The organism is Marinobacter sp. AC-23 (assembly GCF_001858325.1).
Taxonomy (GTDB): Bacteria; Pseudomonadota; Gammaproteobacteria; order Pseudomonadales; family Oleiphilaceae; genus Marinobacter.
In genome coordinates, this window is the sequence record NZ_MBPP01000045.1 from 121,156 (window position 1) to 141,603 (window position 20,448).

17 protein-coding genes and 3 pseudogenes are annotated in these 20,448 nt (G+C 53.6%); 12 read left to right on the top strand and 8 right to left on the bottom strand.

Translation table 11 applies throughout. The features are described from left to right. Window positions 1–10: 10 nt before the first annotated feature. The 8 genes and pseudogenes from BCA33_RS14615 to BCA33_RS22875 all read right to left on the bottom strand — a co-directional run bounded on the left by BCA33_RS14615 (window position 11) and on the right by BCA33_RS22875 (window position 7,367). The gene (locus tag BCA33_RS14615) at window positions 11–709 is read right to left on the bottom strand and encodes a crotonase/enoyl-CoA hydratase family protein (RefSeq protein ID WP_071266968.1); all 699 of its coding nucleotides are present in this window, start codon (window positions 707–709) and stop codon (window positions 11–13) included. Between the two features lie 106 nt (window positions 710–815). Next, the gene (locus BCA33_RS14620) at window positions 816–2,297 is read right to left on the bottom strand and encodes a triacylglycerol lipase (protein WP_071266970.1); all 1,482 of its coding nucleotides are present in this window, start codon (window positions 2,295–2,297) and stop codon (window positions 816–818) included. Window positions 2,298–2,480: 183 nt separating this feature from the next. Further along, entirely contained in the window at window positions 2,481–2,660 is a 180-nt protein-coding gene (locus BCA33_RS14625; protein WP_071266972.1) for a hypothetical protein, read from the bottom strand. A 210-nt stretch (window positions 2,661–2,870) separates the two neighbouring features. Then, the gene (gene trxC, locus BCA33_RS14630; RefSeq protein ID WP_071266974.1) at window positions 2,871–3,311 is read right to left on the bottom strand and encodes a thioredoxin TrxC; all 441 of its coding nucleotides are present in this window, start codon (window positions 3,309–3,311) and stop codon (window positions 2,871–2,873) included. 51 nt (window positions 3,312–3,362) lie between these two features. Next, complete coding sequence (locus tag BCA33_RS14635; protein ID WP_071266976.1) at window positions 3,363–3,746, bottom strand: DUF2750 domain-containing protein; 384 nt, start codon at window positions 3,744–3,746, stop codon at window positions 3,363–3,365. Between the two features lie 29 nt (window positions 3,747–3,775). After that, window positions 3,776–6,051, bottom strand: a pseudogene (locus tag BCA33_RS14640) (DUF2339 domain-containing protein). Window positions 6,052–6,453: 402 nt separating this feature from the next. Continuing rightward, window positions 6,454–6,714 carry a helix-turn-helix domain-containing protein gene (locus tag BCA33_RS22870; RefSeq protein WP_368087255.1) on the bottom strand — a complete coding sequence of 87 codons (261 nt, stop codon included), beginning with the start codon at window positions 6,712–6,714 and terminating at the stop codon, window positions 6,454–6,456. 113 nt (window positions 6,715–6,827) lie between these two features. Further along, a complete protein-coding gene (locus BCA33_RS22875) occupies window positions 6,828–7,367 on the bottom strand; it encodes a hypothetical protein (RefSeq protein WP_071266978.1) in 540 nt (179 codons plus the stop codon). 335 nt (window positions 7,368–7,702) lie between these two features. Between BCA33_RS22875 and BCA33_RS14650 the strand changes: the two genes are divergently transcribed. The 12 genes and pseudogenes from BCA33_RS14650 to BCA33_RS14705 all read left to right on the top strand — a co-directional run bounded on the left by BCA33_RS14650 (window position 7,703) and on the right by BCA33_RS14705 (window position 20,395). Then, on the top strand, window positions 7,703–9,031 hold the full coding sequence (locus BCA33_RS14650) for a hypothetical protein (RefSeq protein ID WP_139173019.1): 1,329 nt from the start codon (window positions 7,703–7,705) through the stop codon (window positions 9,029–9,031). Window positions 9,032–9,099: 68 nt separating this feature from the next. Then, window positions 9,100–10,509 carry an aldehyde dehydrogenase family protein gene (locus BCA33_RS14655; protein ID WP_071266982.1) on the top strand — a complete coding sequence of 470 codons (1,410 nt, stop codon included), beginning with the start codon at window positions 9,100–9,102 and terminating at the stop codon, window positions 10,507–10,509. A 109-nt stretch (window positions 10,510–10,618) separates the two neighbouring features. Continuing rightward, on the top strand, window positions 10,619–11,758 hold the full coding sequence (locus BCA33_RS14660) for an amine dehydrogenase large subunit (protein WP_071266984.1): 1,140 nt from the start codon (window positions 10,619–10,621) through the stop codon (window positions 11,756–11,758). A gap of 11 nt (window positions 11,759–11,769) precedes the next feature. After that, window positions 11,770–12,309 carry a MauE/DoxX family redox-associated membrane protein gene (locus tag BCA33_RS14665; RefSeq protein ID WP_071266986.1) on the top strand — a complete coding sequence of 180 codons (540 nt, stop codon included), beginning with the start codon at window positions 11,770–11,772 and terminating at the stop codon, window positions 12,307–12,309. Between the two features lies 1 nt (window position 12,310). Next, window positions 12,311–12,919: pseudogene (gene mauD / locus BCA33_RS22030) on the top strand (methylamine dehydrogenase accessory protein MauD). 17 nt (window positions 12,920–12,936) lie between these two features. After that, the gene (locus BCA33_RS14675) at window positions 12,937–13,458 is read left to right on the top strand and encodes a methylamine dehydrogenase light chain (protein WP_071266988.1); all 522 of its coding nucleotides are present in this window, start codon (window positions 12,937–12,939) and stop codon (window positions 13,456–13,458) included. Between the two features lie 11 nt (window positions 13,459–13,469). Next, entirely contained in the window at window positions 13,470–13,994 is a 525-nt protein-coding gene (locus tag BCA33_RS14680) for a cytochrome C (RefSeq protein ID WP_071266990.1), read from the top strand. Window positions 13,995–14,330: 336 nt separating this feature from the next. Continuing rightward, entirely contained in the window at window positions 14,331–15,515 is a 1,185-nt protein-coding gene (locus BCA33_RS14685) for a thiamine pyrophosphate-dependent dehydrogenase E1 component subunit alpha (RefSeq protein ID WP_071266992.1), read from the top strand. A gap of 1 nt (window position 15,516) precedes the next feature. Then, window positions 15,517–16,493, top strand: a pseudogene (locus BCA33_RS14690) (alpha-ketoacid dehydrogenase subunit beta). Between the two features lie 26 nt (window positions 16,494–16,519). Further along, window positions 16,520–17,776, top strand: coding sequence for a 2-oxo acid dehydrogenase subunit E2 (locus BCA33_RS14695; protein WP_071266994.1), 1,257 nt, complete (start codon window positions 16,520–16,522; stop codon window positions 17,774–17,776). Window positions 17,777–17,808: 32 nt separating this feature from the next. Then, window positions 17,809–19,662 (top strand): phosphotransferase, encoded by a 1,854-nt coding sequence (locus BCA33_RS14700; RefSeq protein ID WP_071266995.1) that lies wholly within the window; start codon window positions 17,809–17,811, stop codon window positions 19,660–19,662. Next, a complete protein-coding gene (locus BCA33_RS14705) occupies window positions 19,652–20,395 on the top strand; it encodes a class I SAM-dependent methyltransferase (RefSeq protein WP_071266997.1) in 744 nt (247 codons plus the stop codon). Before BCA33_RS14700 ends, BCA33_RS14705 begins: the two co-directional genes overlap by 11 nt. Window positions 20,396–20,448: the final 53 nt, after the last annotated feature.

Sequence of the window (20,448 nt, forward strand, 5' to 3'; positions counted from 1 at the left end):
AAAACGCCTTCTAAGCTGAAAGGCCCAAGCTCTCCGAATCCTTCTTAATGCTAAGATCCAGCAGTTCCAGATAGCCGGCTTTGGTTTTTAGTTTGGTCTGGGCGTGTGCTCGCATATTCAGTTTCCGGAACCCTTGGGCCAGCTCGTTGGCACGGGTCAAGAGCTGATCCGGCGCAACCACTTCGTCCAGGTAGCCGGCTGCCACTGCGCCTTCGGGGCTGTATATTTCGGCGTTGATAACCGAACGGTAAAAATGAGCCGGGGCCAAACGATGCCGCGCAATCTCAATGCCTGCGTGGTGCATGGTCATGCCGATGGCCACTTCATTAAGGCCAAGTTTGAAACTACCCTCAATACCTAGCCGGTAGTCCACAGACAGCATAATAAACGCGCCTTTAGCAATAGCGTGGCCACTGCATGCGCCAATAACCGGAAACGGGAAAGCAGCCAAGCGGCGGGTAAGCGTTGAACCCACGGCAACCAATGCCGCGGCCTCATTCATACCTTTTTGCATTTCTTTCAGATCGTAGCCGGCAGAGAATATTCCCGGTTGACCAGTCAGAATAACCACAGCCTTGTCTTGTTCCGCCTGATCGAGGGCTTTGTTCAGCTGCTCAAACACTTGATGGCTCAGGGCATTCGCCTTTCCGTTGTTAATAACGATTGTCGCGACACCATCGTTCAGTGTGTAATTTACTAAATCCGTCACCGGCGTTTCCTCTTGGTGGAGTTAAGTCTGATTTCGCAGAACTTTGCCAGCTTATGCTGGCTGCCACAAACTATTCTTCGCCGAATACCGATTCTTTCTCGATGGCTCAGGGGCGCCGCCGAAGCGTCATCCGCAACTGGGCAGTGAAACCTTTCTTCGACGACAGCGGTATCAGGTGGCTATCGCCATCAACCTCGGCTTTGCTTCCGCCGCGCTCACTCCACTGTTCATCAGTAGTTACATATCGCAGGTTCCAACCGTCGCCGGCAGGGGTCATTTTCAGTGTCAGGGTATCGCGATAAAGGTATTCGCCCTCAACCCTATGCTCGGTCCACAGGGCACCGTCAACAAAATAATCTGTCGCGGATACGGCAAGCTCAACGGTCATCACAAGAGTGCGGCCACGATCAACCGTAATTTTTGAACTATCAAGGAACGTGGAGAACAACACCGGAGAGCGAGCAGAATCCAGGCCGGCTTGCTTTGGTTTCATCATTTCATCGAACTTTCGCAGCACCGCGCTGAAGGTCTCCCGGCGCCTTTCCGTCAGCCGAAAGCTGCGGGCTCCCCTGGGCGATACTGTGGCCTCAAAATAATAGGAGGCGCGAACCCTATGCCCCTCCTTCCTTGCCTTTTCCACAGAAGGCGGCAGCGGCAACGACTCGACATCCATCACGCCATCTACACGGACGTCGCCAAACAGGAACCGCACCATGTTCTGGTAGCCATCTTCTGAATTGACGATGCCATAGGGGCCACTGTGGCTGCGGTATACAAAGGCTCTGGGCGCACCCTGAACCGTCGCATTCTCGATAGCCACCAACCCATCACTCATTTTGCCCGCCAGCCACTTTGACACACCTTTGGCTGCCCCATAGTCCTGCTGATTGGTCCCTACCAGGCAAAAAAAGCGATCCGGGTCGAACTTGCCATCCAAAGAGTCCACTCTTTCAGGCCTGCCTTCTAGCCCCAGATACCCCGCCATGGTTGCACGATTAAAGTTGTTGATATCCCACAAGCCGAGGAATGCAGGCACGTTGATCCCAGCCATTTCTATGCCGTTATGCGGCGTGGCATAGGTGAACACCTTATCCACTATTTGTCGTACGGCCGGTGTACTGATTCCGCCATTTTGCAAAAGACACCTACATACCAAGCCGCCCATGGAGTGTGCTACGAGGTGCACCCGAAATTCAGCCCGCAGAGCTGCATCGCCACCGCATATCTGGTTACGGATATTCAGAATCAAATCCCGCAGTTGCAATGCCGCTGCGGGAATGGACAGCGGCTTCCCTTCGCCAAAGTCCCGGTCTGCCTGATCGTAATAACGGTAGATAACGACGGTTTTTAGGGTGATGTCCCGGTCGATTTCGGCACCGTCAGAAAACGCATCTGTATATCCGTAATCCTTCATCAAGCGCATCATCGGTGATTCAAAAACCTGCTTGTAAACAGCTCCATCCCAGGATTGGCGCACCTTTGTCGCGCCCAGATTAAAGCCCATATAAGGCATGGAGACGGTATCGGCAATTTCGCTGGCCGTCATGGCGTAGCCACGAACGTAGATGATGGGGTGGAACTGGCTCATGAGGCGCGCATCCTTTCAGGCTGATCCTGCCCTGAAAGCATGCGAGATCTGTTCCGGAACGTTTTTTATAGGGCAGAGACCGGCACTTGCGCGACGCAACCTAAAATGGTCTGGAAGAATGTGTAAAAAAGACTGACGGGCGAAGCCAACTCAGCCCGTTCACTCATCAGTTATTGGCATTGCTCAGGAAAAGTAATACCGGATTAGTTGTGCCACGATCAACAGCGCCATTAGTGGAAAGATGAAGCGCGTTAAATTGCCATAATTACGCGCTTCACCTTTCGGAGCATATTTCTCCACCAAAGGCAGGATAACAACCAGGGCCAAAAACAGAACGGCGAGAATAATCAGCAATGTTCCCATCAAAAGGCTCCTTGAATACCGGTTTTCGAGCCCACCGGGCCTGAACATGAATTTCCTGCCTGAAAGTTATCCCGCGAATCTGTGGATAACTTTGTGAACAGGCGCGGGACAAGCCAGTTCAGGCCAGTTAAAACGGGCGTTCGACAAATATGACCGTTAACTGACCAGATCATTTACTGTTCAGTGACTTCCATGCTGAGCCGCCGGCTCTCAGCACCCATTACTCTGCAGCCATTGATTGATCTGGCCCTGATTCATGGCGCCACTTTGCCGGGCCAGTTCGCGGCCATTGCGAAACAGCATCAACGTAGGAATGCTGCGAATACTGTATTGCCCAGCCGGGCCAGGATGTTCTTCGGTACTGAGTTTGGCAAAACGCACTTTACCCTGCCAGCCGCTAGCCGCCTTTTCAAACTGAGGCGCCATCACTTTGCAAGGGCCACACCAGCTCGCCCAGAAGTCCACCAACACCGGCAGGTCGCTACGCCCAGTATGGGCAGCAAAGCTTTGCCCTGTAAGTTCTAGCACGCTCTCTGGCCATAAAGGCTGCTTACAGGCTCCACAATTACCGCCAGATGCCAAGCGAGCTTCTGGCACACGGTTGACCTTGTCGCAATGTGGACAAACTACGTGTTTGAGATTGTCACTCATGAATCTACCTCACAGCACTTAAAGTCGATCTCTCTCGATAGAAAATAAAAACTAGAAGCTGGACAGCTCATCTTGCAGGTCTTTTTTCAGTTCGTCCGCTTCAGTTATCCACACGGTTTTATCGAGGCCCGGGAATACACCAACCTGCAGTCCATCTTTCGACAAACCCGGCACCCACTTTTTGAAAAAATCCGGCAGCGAGATGCTCTTTGGCTTCAAATCATCGGAACCTTTAGCGTACTCAACGGCAAATTCCGAGCTGGGCCAAACCGGCAAGTGCGCCACTCCATCGTCTTCCGAGACGATGGACAGAAAGCGGCTCTCCGAATTAACGAGTATCCAGATCTCCCGCTCTTCCAACACTTCACTCAAAAAGTAGTCGTATCGTTCTTCGCCGCTCGACTCGAGCACACTCGTTAACTGCTCATCACTCATAATCGGTTTCTCTGTTTAATGAATTAGCCTCAAGGGGCCTGAATACTGGCACGCTGCGCTTTTCGGTACATCCATGCAAGGCCCAACAAGGCGAGCCCCAACCCCATAAAGGCCGCGACCCGCCAGAATCCTTGCAGGCCGGCCATATCGATCAGGAAGATTTTGCCGATCACAGTACCCAACAAAGCCATGCCTGCTTTGTACAAGATAATATGGGCACTTTTTGTCGAATAAACCGTGGAGTAGATAATAGCGCCGATGGCGTAGAACATGCCGACCACCGAATAGGTATACAGCTCACCCTCTGTCATACCAAACCGCAGCGCCATGTCGCTGCCTTGCCAGAGCTGACGAACCTCCAGGACAGTGAACAAAAGAAACCCCGCACCCGCAACACACAGCGACCAGAGCCTGGGCACAATCTCCGGGAACCGCTGATAACAAGCGCCAGAAGTACCGGCCCTCCAAAGGCAGGAAGCAGCATATTGAAGACGGGTGTACTGCCGATGGTGCCGTCATTCCACCAAGGGTTGTGCAAGGTGAGCAGCGTGAGGTAGCTGATTCCGGAAAGTGCCAACAAAATCCATGAGAACAACCGATAAAGCCAGGCCAGTGATTGGCTGGTTTTGGCCCGAACCGCATAAGTTACACTGAGCGCACCCCAGAGCAGCGTGTTCATGGTTGCTTCAATAAGACTGTATTCGTGGACAAAAATATCGCCGTCGTAAAGCCAGTAGCGCAGCTCCGTGCCTAGGAACAACACCAGCAAATGCAGGGTTGCTCCTTCCAGCCAAGGGCGAATCGAATGGCGCTTGTCAGCCAGTCTGGTTGCAACCGCGGCCAACAACGTGGCGCCGCCATAGGTCCACAAAGACCAATGCACACTGGTATCATAACCCTGCACCCAGGGGTTGAAGGTAAGTCGTGCAACAACCAGCGCTAACACGCCTTTTAACAACAAGTACAACTCCGGCATTTGATACCGCCGCGCCAGCCAGACAAGGCTGACGAACTGAACCGATAGCGCCAGCGTGAGTGACGATTCGCGAAAGGCCATAACGGTCGCCAAGGAATAACTAACGTGCGCCGCCATCAATGCCCAAACTACGCCGTTCCCATAACGAGCCGACCCTTCCATCCGCCAGGCCAGCACGCCATAAGCAGCGCCAAGCAGCAAAGTGACGATCGCCCACACAACTGACGTTTGGCCATAGCCATGCAACAAAAGCCAACCAAGCACCAGCCACACCAACGGTGAAAGCAGCGTTAGTGAGGCCCAGCGGCGCTGATCGACATAGCGCCCCCACAGCCACAAGCCAAGGCCGGTGGTGATTATGGCAGCGGCAATGAGATAACTGACAAAGCCCGGCTGCTGGGCCAAGGGAATCTGAAGCAGATAGACCAGATCGCCATCCATTCTGCCCATGTATAACAGCCAGCCCGCGGCACTGGCCAACACCGCACCCCAGGGTAAAAACCACAGTGCCCCGCGGCTCTGAGGTATCAGAGATGCCGCTGGCAGGATAAGCAGCCAACTCCACAAGGATGTGTTGTCGCCAGACTGCTGGGCAATAGACAGCCCCCAAACGGCCAATAACGGCAAAAATGCCTCCCGCAAACGCGATAGCACAACCCGCTCCTTGCCTGGCAAGCATGCAAAAACCACAAACAATGCAGCCAGATAACAAGCTGTTGCCGTGGCAGCCGGCGACGCGACCACCGTAAAGGCCCACCAAAGCAACGCACCTGCCAAAGTGGCGTACCAAAGCCAGTCACGGAAAACATAACGCATTAACAGCAACGAACTGAGGGTGATCAGGAAGCTGTAGGAGAGTACAAAGGCGACGCTGCCGCCTTCTCCACCAATAAGAAGAGGCACAATATAGGCACCGCTCAGGCCCATAATGGCCAGCAAGGGGCCGTGCACCAAAGCCAGCACCATAGTGACCAAAGATACGGCCGCCAGCATGATTAACCCGACGACCGGGCTGATCAGTTGGTAGTGATGAACTCCAGCAAGCAATGCGGCGTACAAAGTAATGCTGCCACCGCCGGCCAGTGCTGCAAATATTTGATCTGTGCTCATGTGGCGCCGGCGCAGAAACTCCGCGCCTGCGTGCAGGGCGAGGCCCGTGGTAAGCGCGAGCAGAAATTGCTGTACAGGGCCAATTAACCCAGCGCTGATAGAGTGGCTGACCATAAAAATACCGGCCAGTGCCACACTCAGACCACCAAGCCAGACCATCCAGTTTTCTTTCAGGGCCGCAATAATGCGGGAAGGCTCGCGGGGTTCACCAACCTCCATCCAATCACTCGCGTCTGTTTGCGAATCGGGCGGCCCCTCTATGGCGGTTGCCACGGCAGGTTCTGGCTTTGGCTCACGTTGTTGCGGAGCAGGCAGCGGCTGATCATCTTTGATCTGCAGGCGTAACTCAGTCAACTCATGGCTTAGCGATGTAACCTCAAGCTTCAGAGCATCTAAGCGGGCGACCTGCTCATTCCGTTTACGGTAAGCCAGAAAACCAAGTACAGAGCCCACAGGTATGAACAGTGCGAGGCCCACGCCAAGCAAAATGAGTATTGCTTCCAAATCCCTTTTCCCTTTTCAAGAATCCCATCAGATGCAGTATTAACCGCCAGTAGGATACACAGTCTATATATGACGAAAGGAAATGGCATTAATGTCGGGAGCGAGGTAAAACCAGCACTAGCCTAAAGAACAGCTTTTTTTGAAATCGGAAGGAGTCATTCCAAAATGACCTTTAAACGCAGTTGAAAAATAGCTAGAACTACCAAAGCCATACCTATACACAACTTCAGTTAGGTTCAATCTCCCGTTATGCGCTTTTATATAGTTGGCGCACATCTCCAACCTCTGAGTTTTTACATACTCTGACAGCGTGATCGAGTGACCTGAGAATGCTCGATGAAGGCTCCGCACGGACGTCCCAACTGAGCTGGCAACCATGGATGCGTTCAGGCCAGGCTCACCGATGTGTTCTTTCACAAACTCAGACGCGGCCCTAAATACCTTGTCGTAGGGATCGCTACTGTGAACACTCTTCAATACCGACGGCTTTATCAGTGTGGCCAACGAATCGAGAATCGCGGCTCCTTCCTCCTGATCAAGGTTCTCATGCAGTGACGCTCGATCACCAACTTGCTGGCAAAACGGGCAATGTGAGAGTTCGCGGGGATCTTGACACCAAGCTCAACCTTACTGAGATGCAGTACCCGCTCAATAATTTGGCGCGGCAAGATGAGTGATATCTGTTGCGACGGTTCCTGATATGAGAATCGAAAAGGTAGCGTGGAATCTACAAGAACAACGTCTCCTGAAGTCAGAGACGATCGGTTTCCAACCTGCTCAACCAGCGAGCGCCCCCAGATCTGGAAAACACAAAAAAAGTCAGGAATTCCGCTTTTGCGTATCTCTTTTGGCGTACGGTAAAGATCTGCCCCCTGGATATTAACCCTGGACATATCAAGCGAACCGCCTACTTTTTCCACCGACCCTGAGAACTCCCCACCCACTGGATTCGCCAAAAAAGGTCCGCATATCTCATTGATATTGCTGATCCATTTATCGAAATCACTGGTCTCGCGGGCGCATGACGACACAGGTATGACCTCTTGCTCTTATTTGTGATCGCATCTAACGAAAATGACCAAAAAACAATCAAAAGTCAAGAAATCCTTCTGGAAACCCTACCCTCTTATATCGATACAATTTTTTCTCTAACACACAAAAAAATGTGTCAGGTCGACGTTACGTTTCGAATCGCTGGCGCAGGAACGAAAGCTTCTGGCACCCATGAGAAAGCACAGTGCAGAATTAGTTGATAAAAATAGGCGTTATGGTGGCTCTTGACCTCACACAGGCAACCGGTAGCCCAGATCTACGCCTGAAGCCACTCCAAACATACAACAATAAAGGCTAAACAATGCACCAGAGTATGCAACTACGACGAGCGATTTTATGCGTTTTCGCGGCCAGCATAGGGATTCCTACCGCATCTGCTGTTGAAGTTTCGAACGGTGAAGATTACCAGCTGAACGCGGACCTGGAACTGGCCGCCGGTATTTTCACAAGCGACAAGAGCTACCTATACGACACTGACCAAGACGGTGCTCAATGGCAGGAAGGCTATATAAAGTACGGGCTGTCGGGTACCTATTCACCGGGCAACAACACGGCCATTTACGGAAGCGTCAATGCACTCTCGTCAGGCACATGGGGTGATGGCGATGCCGGTGGTTTTAGCACGGGTGATGAAAGCAAAACCGAGCTCGAAGATGCTTATATTGGCTTTAAATCCGGCGACCTTCTGCCGTTTCTTGGCCCGAACGGCCTGGACATTTCACTCGGTAGTCAGAACTTCGCGATTGGCGATGGTTTTCTGATAAACGGAGACGCCTTGAACCTGGGCGAAGGGCTGAGTGGTGGAGGTTTCGATTTTGATCGCGGCGGCGCCTATTGGCTGGCTGCAAGAAAAGCTTTCAACAAAACGGCGCTGGCGCGGATTGGCGGTGACGAAGGGTTACGCTCAGATCTGTTCTGGATTGAATCAGACAATAAAGCCCAGGCCGATACCGAGCTAACTGGCATAAACCTCGAGTATGTATCTCCTCACGGCACCTTCGGTTTGATGCACTTGAAGGGTCTCGACGTTAACGAGCGTTATGCGCAGGCGCTTGGTCTGACAGCCAGAGACGGACAGAACACCACCAGCCTTCGGTATCAGGGTAACGCTGGCGTAGAACCGCTTTTCCTTTCCGCAGAGTTTGTGACTCAGGACCAAGGTGACGCTAGCCGAAAGGACGCCGACGCCTGGTATATGGAAGCTGGGTGGAGCTTTGAACAACAGGCATGGTCTCCAAGCGTCAATATCCGGTACTCAACATTTGACGAAGATTTCGACCCCCTGTTTTTTGGCTTTAACCGCGGCTACGGCACCTGGTTTCAAGGTGAAGTCGCCGCCAATTATGCCGGGCCATTCAACAGCGACACAGATGTTCTCCACGTTGGTGTAAAAGCCTACCCCGCTCCCACTGTCGCCGTAGGCGCTTTGTTCTTTGACTTCAGTGACACAGCCCGGGGAAGCGGCTCGCTGGATAGTCAGGAGCTCGACCTCTACGCTGAATGGGCCGTTAACGACCACCTGTTCCTGAGCCCCCTTATTGGTTTCTTCAAGCCGGAAAAGCGCGCCGCTGACGGCGGCAGTCAGTTCCAGGACAACGATCTGAACACCTACGCTCAAATAATGGCGGTTATTTCCTTTTAATAGTCGGGACAGACCAGTCATCCAGTCCCCGCAGAGATGTGGCTTACCAATCGTCGGAGATCAGAGAAATGCAGACTTACCGGAATACCGTAAACGGAACGCTTGCAGAGCCCGCCAGCAGTTACGAAATCTTCAATCCTGCTAATGGGCAATCCCTGGGAATGGCGCCAGAGAGCGATGAACAGGAGGTAGACCGCGCCGTGCAATCAGCGATGCTCGCGCAAAAAAGCTGGGCAAAACACAGTGATCAAGAGCGGCGCGACATCATTCATAAGGTCGCTCAGATTCTTGGGGAAAATTCCGAGTATCTGGCTGAACTGATTACACGGGAACAGGGAAAGCCGTTGTCCGGCCCTGGTTCAAGGTTTGAAATGCAGGCCTGTGTCGGATGGACTCAGGTCCCAGCCAGCCTGGAACTGCCTCCCGAGGTTGTGTACGAAGATGACGAGCGTAAAGACACCTTGCATCGCGTTCCGCTGGGTGTTGTAGCAGCAATCGCTCCATGGAACTGGCCGTTGATGATTGCCATATGGCAAATCATTCCGGCCATACGAATGGGAAACACAGTTGTTCTGAAGCCTTCTGAATACACACCTATTGCAACGCTGGAGATGGTGAGGCTGATTAACCAGGCTCTTCCGGCTGGCGTGCTAAACACCGTAACCGGAGACGGAACCATTGGCAGCAAGCTGACCCATCACCCTGATATCAGTAAAATCATGTTCACCGGCAGCGAAACTACCGGGCGCCGTATTATAGAAGCCTCCGCCAAAAGCCTGTCACCTATTACCCTGGAGCTAGGCGGGAACGACGCAGCCATTGTTATGCCCGGAACGAACATTAAAAACATTGCCACCGATTTGTTCTGGGGTGCGTTCCTGAACATGGGCCAGACCTGTGCCTGCATTAAGCGCCTCTATGTGCACGAAGATGACTACGAAGCTGTTATGACCGAGCTCAGCGCAATCGCCAACGAGATGAAAATAGGGGATGGCATGGATGAGTCCGTGTTGATTGGGCCCCTCCAAAACAAGATGCAGTTTGAGAAAGTCCGGGAACTCGTATCTGACGCACAAACAAGCGGTTGCGATGTTCGTGAGTTTGGCGAGGTGCCAGAACAAGGCTATTTCATGCCACTTACGCTGGTTGGCGACATCAAAGACGGCCACAGGCTGGTTGACGAAGAACAATTTGGCCCCGCCCTGCCGATCATCCGTTATCGCGACCTGGAAGATGCCATAGAGTCTGCGAACAGGCTTGATGCAGGGCTTGGCGCATCCCTGTGGACAAACACACCAGCAGACGCGAGCGAGCTGGCGACCCAACTGGAGGCCGGAACTGTGTGGATCAACCAACATGGCGCGATTCACCCCATGGTTCCTTTTGGCGGTAATAAAGCATCCGGCTACGGCGTTGAGTTCGGCGTTGAAGGGCTCAAGGCAGTCACTCAGAGCCGGGTGATAAGTATGAAGAAATAAAACGGCCTGCTTCCGTTCAGGATTGAAGTAAGTAGCGAATCAGGCGTGCGACAGGCAATGATTCATCGCGCGCCTAACTCTCAGAAAAACAATATTGAGGATCTTAATGATGCATCTACCCAAAAAACTGGCGTGCTGCCTGGTGGTAGCGTCCGGCCTTATTGCTGCGAGCGCAAACGCGCGGTTACCGAATGAAACCGTTGGCAGCACTACCCTGCCACTGCCTGACGATCACCGAAGCTATATGGTGGACTTCGAGTTCAACAACATGGTGTCTACGCGGGTTGTTGTAATTGACCCCGACAAACAGAAATACCTTGGAATGATACCCACGGGGCACGCCGCTCCTGCAACGCTTTCTCAGGACAGGAAAACCATCTATACCGCTGACTTCTTTTATACCCGCTATGTGCGAGGGGAGCGTACGGATGTATTAACCGCCTGGGATAGCCAGACTCTATCCCCTAAATGGGAACTTGAGCTATCAAGCCAACGCGCCTTCACCTTAACTGAGCGCTTTTCACTCGCAACCAGCGCTGACGACAAATTCGTCTACATCTACAACTTCACACCTTCAACCTCTGTAACGGTCATCGATACCACCAAACAAGAGATGGTTAACGAGATTGCGATCAATGGATGCATTCTGAACTATCCGGTAGGAGCACGGCGGTTTGCGTCTTTATGTGGCGACGGATCGCTCCAGATGATTACGCTGAACGACGATGGTAAAGAAGTAGATCGTACCCAAACCAAATTTTTTGACCCGAATGTGGTGAAGTTGGTCGAGAGAGCTACGGTCGTTGGGGAGATCTATTACTTTGTAACGACACTGGGCGAAGTTGTACCAGTCGACCTCTCAGGAGATGAACCAGAGATTCTACCCCGCTGGTCACTGGTCACCCGTGAGGAAATGGCTAAAGGCTGGGCTCCGGGCGGCTGGCAGCTGCTCGCGGCCGCGCCTGGCCTGAATCGCCTGTACGTACTGATGCACCCCGACCACAAGCCCCATAACTGGGAAGACCCCAGCCAGATTATTTGGGAGTTTGACCTTAAAACCGGCAAAAAAATTGGAACCCTGGAATCGCCTAGCTTCATCTGGAGCCTGAGCGCCACATCAGATGATAAGCCTCTTCTGCTTGGTTCGAACATTGAGGGTGGGCTGGAGATATTTGACCTCTCCACCGGCGAGCACAAAGGGACAATGGAAGGCGTGACTAAAACTCCGACGCTGATTTTGAACCACTGAGAGGTGACACGATGATAGATCCTATTATCAGTACATCGGCTGCTTTGGCGCTGAGCGTTATATTCGCCAGCGCTGCCAGCCATAAACTCCGGCACCCCAGCTGGTTTCGTCGCCAGGTGCAAGAGTACGAGCTAATCCCGGGGCTTATGGTGCCAGCTGCGGCCGTAGCTCTACCGGTTGCCGAGCTGGCAATTGCCGCCGGCCTGCTATGGAGTACCAGCAGACCTTACGCTGGCATTCTGGCATTTTTGCTGATTGGCGCTTACGCACTGGCTATCGCTATCAATCTCGCCCGGGGCCGCAAAGACATCGACTGCGGATGTTCTGGGCCGGCAATGCGACAGCCACTACAACCCGCGCTGCTCGCTCGAAATCTGCTGCTGGCAATCGTTGCCTTGTGCGCGTTGCTACCCATGCTTGACCGACCTCTTGGGTTGCTCGACAACTTCGTCATGATCGCAGCAGGAACCGTGCTGGTTTTACTTTACACAACCACAGACCTCTGGCTTGCCAACAGACCGCTACTACTAAAACTCTCAGGAGAAAAATAAGATGCAAGCACTCATCATTTCAAACATTCTGCTTTGGCTGCTTTTGATAGCCAGTTCTTTGGTGCTTCTTGGCCTTATCCGGCAAATCGGCGTTTTGCATTCAAGAATTGCCCCCGCCGGAGCCTTATGCTCGACAAGGGCGTTGAAGTTGGCCAAGCAGCCCCGCAGGTCACAGCTGCAGACCGTTTCGGACGCCCGATCAATATCGCTATGCCGCGAACGGTCGACTCTGCTTTTCTTCCTTTCACCGACCTGCCCGATTTGTAAATCTTTGATACCTGCAATCAAAGCCATCAGCCGGTCTGCTAACGATCTGGATGTTGTTTACGTGAGTGATGGAGATGCTCTCGAACACGACAAGCTCATATCCCAGGCTGGACTCGAAAAATCCACCTATATCGTGAGCCCTGAAGTGGGCATGACCTATCAGATTGGCAAGCTACCGTATGCGGTGCTGATTGATAAGGCGGGCACTCTGAAGGCCAAGGGCCTCGTCAATTCCCGCGAGCATCTGGACAGCCTTTTTGAAACCGAACTACTCGGCTCATCAACACTTCAGGATTACATAAAGGCTCAGTCTGAATCCCCAGGTATTCACACGCCATCCTGATTAAGGAGAACAATAAAATGAAATTTCTTGATCGCTTTTTTGAACGCTCGTCACGCCACGTGGCCAATACAACGGGGCGACGCCAGTTCATCGCAAAATTTGGCTCATTTTTAGCGGTGGGCGTAGCCGCACCAGCCCTTCTCCCTATCGACAGGACAAGTAAAGCACTTGCGGCCGGCGCGCCATCAGCGGGCGACCCAGGTGATCCCACAAGTTGCGATTACTGGCGCTATTGTTCTGTTGACGGGTTTCTGTGCAGTTGTTGCGGAGGCTCGGTTACCACCTGCCCGCCAGGAACAGAATCCTCCCAGGTCACCTGGGTTGGCACCTGTCGCAACCCGGCCGACGGTATCGATTACATCATTTCCTACAATGACTGTTGCGGCAAGCACAGCTGCGCTCAATGCGCGTGTACACGTAACGACAGCGAAGAGCCCATGTACCGGCCCTTCAACAACAATGATATTAACTGGTGCCTTGGTACCAGCAGTAGCGTTTACAACTGCACAGTCGCCGTTATCAAGGGCACGGCGTCCTGAGGAGCATAGTTATGCGCTCGATATTCTGTGTGTTAGCTATAACCTTGGTCGTTGCCTCCCCTCTGGGGGAGGCACGGGTTATTCCTGATCCTAATCAGAAACCAGCACCTGGCAACGGGGCTCAGCAGACCCCTTTGCATCAGGCCAATTATTCACCGTCGGTGAATTATCAGCTGCAGTGCTTGGGTTGCCATCTGACAAACGGCGAAGGCGCACCTCGTAACGATGTCCCTATGATGAAGGGCTTTGTGGGGAACTTCCTGAAAGTAGAGGGCGGCCGGGAGTTTCTCATACAGGTTCCAGGCTCATCTCTGTCTGCATTAAACAACCAACAGTTGGCCGAGCTGCTCAACTGGATTCTGAAGGGCGACGGAATTGCTGCAGGCAGCGCCCCCAAAAACTTCAAACCCTATACAGAAAAAGAGGTCGAAACCTACAGAGGCGTGATGATAAAAAACTTGCCCGGTCACAGGCGGATGCTCATTGAACAGATGCAAAATCTGGACATAGATATTCCCGACGGCGTCATTCCGTAATTTCACTCGCCCCTTGCAGCGCGTCAACGCGGTTCATAACACAGTCACACACTGAACCGCGTCTTTTCATTTTAGAGCCAATAAATCAAAACCTCCTCCCAACAGACACTACCCAAGAACCGCACTTTACGTTAAGGTCAACCTTGCCAGACATTAACCGGTTTTACCCAAACCGAAAGGACTGGCAAAGGGAGTCGTCATCGCAACACCGGCAGGGTTGCATAATGCGTTCTATACTCTGGAAAAACACCGGCAGATAGAACAAGACTCCGTAACTTAACGAGGCCCTCACAAGGGGCATTCTGTTCCTCAAGCCATCACCCCAGGAAGAGGATTATGACAACAACAAAATCCAAAACCGTTTACACCCCTGTTTTTACAGACGGTGCCGAATACCGCATTCCGACGTTTAAACTTCTGAAGCAGGACGGCTCGCTCTACAAAGGCGGCAAAGCTCCTGATATCGATAAAGAAAAAGCCCTGCGAATCTATCGTGCAATGGTGACCACCCGTGTGCTGGATGAGCGCATGCTGGGTGCCCAGCGCCAGGGCCGCCTGAGTTTCTACATGCAGTGCACAGGCGAAGAAGCTTCTGTCATCGGCAGTACCGCTGCACTGGATGACGCCGACATGATCATGGCCCAGTACCGTGAGCAAGGCGCGCTGGCGTATCGTGGCTTCACCATTGATGAGTTCATGAACCAGCTGTTCGGTAATGAACTGGACTATGGCAAAGGCCGCCAGATGCCGGTTCACTATGGTTCCAGCAAACTCAACTACATGACTATCTCATCGCCTTTGGGCACACAGATCCCCCAAGCCACCGGCTATGCCTATGGCCAGAAAATGGCTGGTGACGGGCACTGCACCGTGGTTTATTTCGGCGAAGGTGCTGCCTCGGAAGGCGACTTCCACGCCGGTCTTAATATGGCCGCCGTGCACCGCGTACCCGCTATTTTCTTCTGCCGCAACAACGGCTACGCCATTTCCACCCCCGCCGTTGAGCAGTTTGCCGCCGATGGCATAGCACCTCGGGGGTTTGGCTACAAAATGGACACCATTCGTGTAGACGGCAACGATATTCTGGCCGTTTACCAGGCCACCGAAGCGGCCCGCAAACTGGCGGTAGAAGAGAACCGCCCGGTTCTGATCGAAGCCATGACGTATCGCCTGGCTGCCCACTCTTCGTCTGACGACCCATCCGGCTATCGCAGCAAGGACGAAGAAGCCGTGTGGCGCGAAAAAGATCCCATCCTGCGTATGCAAAACTGGCTCACAAAGAAAAAATGGTGGAGCGAGAGCGAAGAGAAGGAGCTGCAGGAGCGCCTGCGCCGTGAAGTGCTCGAAACCATGAAACGTGCCCAAAAGCTTCCCCCTCCGCCTCTGGAAACTTTGATAACAGATGTTTACGACGAGGTGCCTCCGTTGCTGAACGCGCAGTTTGAAAAACTCAAAGCACACATTCGAAAATACCCGGATGAGTATCCCAAGTCGGCAGCTCACGTTCAGGGAGGGGCATAACATGGCTAAGATGAACATGCTGCAAGCCATCAACGATGCGCTTGATATCGCGATGGCTGCCAACGATAAGGTTCTGTGTTTTGGTGAGGATGTGGGAATTTTTGGTGGCGTCTTTCGCGCCACCAGCAACCTGCAACAAAAGTACGGCAAAGACCGCTGTTTCAATACACCTCTGGTAGAGCAAGGCATTATCGGTTTCGCCAACGGCCTGGCGGCTCAGGCTCGTTCCCGGTGGCTGAGATCCAGTTCGCCGATTACATATTCCCGGCCTTCGACCAGATCGTTAACGAGTCTGCGAAATTCCGCTACCGTTCGGGCAGTCTGTTCGACGTGGGTGGTTTAACCATTCGCGCACCCTACGGCGGTGGCATAGCCGGTGGTTTGTACCACTCCCAGTCACCGGAAGCCTATTTCGCCCACACTCCAGGCTTGAAAATTGTAGTGCCGCGCAACCCGCACCAGGCTAAGGGGCTATTACTGGCGTCTATCAACGACCCAAACCCTACTCTGTTCTTTGAGCCAAAACGCCTGTATCGCGCCTCCACAGGCGAAGTGCCGGAAGGCGAATACCAGTTGCCCATAGGCGAAGCCGAAGTCCTGAAGGAAGGTTCCGATGTAACGGTTCTGGGCTGGGGTGCTCAGATGGAAGTGATCGACAAGGCCGTCGAAATGGCCGAAAAAGAAGGCTTCTCCTGTGAAGTAATTGATCTGCGCACCATCCTCCCCTGGGATGTGGAAACCGTTGCCGAATCAGTGCTTAAAACCGGGCGCCTGGTGATCACCCACGAGGCACCGCTGACAGGCGGCTTTGCCGGTGAAATAGCCGCCACCATCCAGGAGCGCTGCTTCCTCTATCTGGAATCACCGATCGCACGGGTCACCGGGATGGACACACCCTTCCCGTTGGTGCTGGAAAAAGAGCACTTCCCTAATCACCTGAAGGTCTATGAGGCCATTCGGGAAAGCGTCGAATTCTAAGCGGGTATCCGGACAGGAGAACAATTATGAGTGATTTTATACTGCCCGATATCGGCGAAGGTATCGTGGAATGTGAACTGGTTAAATGGCTGGTGAGTGAAGGTGATCTGATCGAAGAAGATCAGCCGGTCGCAGAAGTTATGACCGACAAGGCCCTGGTAGAAATCCCTGCCCCCTATAAAGGCCGAGTGACCCGCCTGTACTGGAAGGAAGGCGACATAGCAAAAGTGCATGCGCCGCTGTTTGAGTTGGTTGATGAAAGTGGTGAAGCTTCGGGTGAGCAGGCCAAGGCCAGCGATGAAAACAAAAGCGCCGAGCCAGAAACAAAGCAGGCTGAGCCTGAAGGCAGCCCTGAGCCGGCAGAAGCGACCGCCGCATCGCCCGAGCCTCGGCAAGACGGGCAGCGGATTCCCGCCAGCCCAGCTGTGCGCCGCCTGGTTCGCGAGAACGAACTGACGCTGTCGGACATCGAGGGCTCAGGCAAGGATGGCCGCGTGCTTAAGGCCGATGTGCTGGCGCATCTTGAGCAGCCCGGGGCAGGCGGTTCATCAGCTCCAGCAAGCAAGGCGCAAAGCCAGGAAGTCCGCATCGAGCCCATCAAAGGCATGCAGGCCGTTATGGCCAAGCGCATGGTGGCTTCGGCAACCACCATTCCACACTTCATCTTCAGCGAAGACATTGATGTCACCGAATTACTGAGCCTGCGCCAGCAGCTCAAGCCCGAAGCCGAAGCCCGTGGCTCTCGCCTCACGCTCATGCCTTTCATCATGAAGGCCATCGCACTCGCGGTGCGTGAGTACCCGGTGCTCAACAGCCAAATCAACGAAGATGTTACGGAGATCCACTACCAGCCAAGCTGCAACATAGGCATGGCCGTGGATAGCAAAATAGGGCTGCTTGTGCCAAACGTGAAAAACGTGGGCCAGCTTACTCTGCTGGAGATTGCCGATGAGGTAGCCCGGCTGACCGAAGCGGCCCGTGAAGGCCGGGTAAGCCAAGCGGATCTCAAAGGCGGCACCATTACTATTTCCAACATTGGCGCACTGGGCGGCACCTACGCCGCACCTATCATCAATGCTCCGGAAGTGGCTATTGTAGCTCTGGGGCGTACCCAGAAACTGCCGCGCTTTGATGCCAATGGGCAGGTGGTAGAACGCGCGATCATGACAATCAGCTGGGCGGGCGATCACCGCATTATTGATGGCGGTACCATTGCCCGGTTCAACAACCTGTGGAAGAGTTATCTGGAGTCACCGCAATCCATGCTTCTCCACATGGGCTGACCGGTATGGCGCCACCAAACCCGTCATCGCAGATGCCACAGCCGTCACAGCTGCAACAATTCTACATCCCGGAAGAGCAGTCGGTTTACCTGCTCAGCCACGACGATGCGAGAAAGCTGAAAGACTGGGTTGAGCTGTGCACAACCCAGCTCAGACAGATGGGCTACGCTGACATCTCGATGATAGGCAAAGGCGCCTACGGTTTTGTATTTGCTGGCCGACGGCCACTGGAAGGTACGCGGGATCTTGAGCATGTGTTCAAGTTCACCCGCATCACCCTGCCCCAGCACCTGCATGACAGGCTGGAAGACGAAGCCTATATTCTGGAACAGGTAGAGCACCCCCGGGTGCCCGGCCTGATCGCCTTCCACCGTGCCGGCAGCCAGCCAATCCTGGTCATGGAGCGGGCCCCCGGCTTTAATCTGGAGGAAGTATCTCTCGAACAAGGCCGTTTGAGCCCGCGCTTGATAATCCGTATTGCCGATCAACTGGCCGATATATTGCGCAACCTGCGGCGTGAATCCGATAGTGGGGGGCGCCCCATCGTGCATGGAGACATCAAGCCGTCCAACTTGGTATTTGATGCAGAAACCGAGAATATCGCCCTGATCGACTGGGGCTCCTCGGTCTTTGCCCAGCTGGACGCCAATCAACAGTTCCTCAGTCCCAGCGTGATGGAGCTGATGTCTGACAACTTGCAACAAACCAATGCCCGCCTGGGCGACGTGTACTTTATTGGCGAAGAACAGCTCTATGGGGGCCTGTCGTCCCCAAGGTTTGACGAGCAAGGCGCGGCAGCCACGCTTTATGCGCTGGCCTCAGGTCAGTCATGCCGTTTTGGGCATTTGGCCATACCCGCCACATCCCTCGGTTTACCCATGGAATTCGCCCGCATGCTGGACGGCATGTTGGACCCGGACCCTGTGCTACGCATGCGAGCCGGCGACCATTACTTGAAAGAGATGCCGCGTATAGGGCGTACGGTGATGATCGATTTTACAGCCCCACCCCCCACGCAATTGGTACCCATATGGACGCGCATCTCGGACCGGGAAATCGACACTGTGGTGTACAGCTCCCGAAAGGCTTTTTTACGCCAGGAGGGCGCCGACGAGTCTCTGAATGACGTTAACGACGTGCAGCTTGATCGCTACTACAAAAACTTCATGCAAGGCATGGGAGAAACCGAAAAAGCCTTCCTGGCCGCAGTCAGCAGATTGGGGCGTTACCCAGTAGAAGGTGGGCTGGCGGTGCGCTGGGAGCCCGACGGCGTTTACGTGGATACCTCCCTGAACCTGCACGACCCCCAGCTTCGAACCGCCTTCACCACGGCGGTGAACAACATGGTTAACCTGGCTCAAGCCATCTATCGCCAGGGTATCTTCAAAAGCTGCCTGTTCAACGCACGGGATACTCTGCACATTGAGCGCGACGAGCCAGACCAACCATTCATTGCGCCCCCAGAGATGCGACTGCCGTATCAAGTGAGTTCGGCGCCGGAAGTGGAGGATCGCTCGCGAGTGCACTCCTACTTTGAGGATGGGCCAGACCCGGAGGAGTTTCTGGTACTGCCACAAACCATCATCACATCCCTCGAAGCGCTCAACAGCATTCGCCATACTGGCATGATTATTTTCGAGGCCCTCCCTCTCCACCTTAAAATCCACAGCCAGTACCGACTGCTGGATCCAGAGAAAGAAGAGGAGTTCCGCCAGCGGCTGGATGAAATCCTCGCAGCTGTGGATCAAATCACCGGGCTGGGCGTATCCGGCTTTATGAAAATGCCCTACAAAGACGCCCGCTTTTTCCCTTACATCGAGCGGATGCCTGAGCGTTATTACCCCAGAAATCCCCGGCTGGAAGCGTCAGGTCACCATGTCCTCTAATTACCTGTACACCGATTTGTCCACCTACTACGACTTGATGTGTGCGGATATTAGCTACCAGGCCCAAAGTTACGGCGCCCGCAGGCTGCACCAACTGTTCGGCAATGATGGCAATACCCACCTGGACCTGGCCTGCGGAACCGGGCCCCACGTGCGCCACTTTATCGATTTCGGGTTTCAAAGCAGTGGCCTGGACATAAGCCAGCCCATGCTGGAGCAAGCGAAAGCCCGATGCCCGGAAGCCAGGTTTTCATTAGGCGATATGTGCGACTTTCGGGTTGATGAGCCTCTGGATTTAATCACCTGCTTTCTTTACTCCATCCACTACAGCAGTGGCATCGAAAAACTGAAACAGTGCATCGCCAGTGCACACAGTGCTCTAAAACCAGGCGGTGTGTTTTGCTTTAATTCCGTTGATAAAAACAAAATTGACAACAGCCTGTTTGAACGACACACCGTAACCCAAGGGGAAAGCCTATTCACCTTCAGCTCCGCATGGCATTTTTGTGGCGAAGGCGAGAAGCAAGGCCTCAAGCTCAGCATCACCAAAGCGACCGATGGTGTCACCCAGTCATGGGACGACGAACACCCTATGGTGGCGGTGAGTTTTGAAGAACTGGCGAACATTCTGCAGCCCTACTTTGACGTGCATATTCTTGAACACGACTACGAAAAGATCATGCCGTGGAGCAAAACATCGGGGAATGCGATCTTTGTTTGTGTGAAAGCGTAGGCTGGCCACTGGATTTTAAAGCCCAGCACTGGTAACTTTCTGCTCAGATTTAT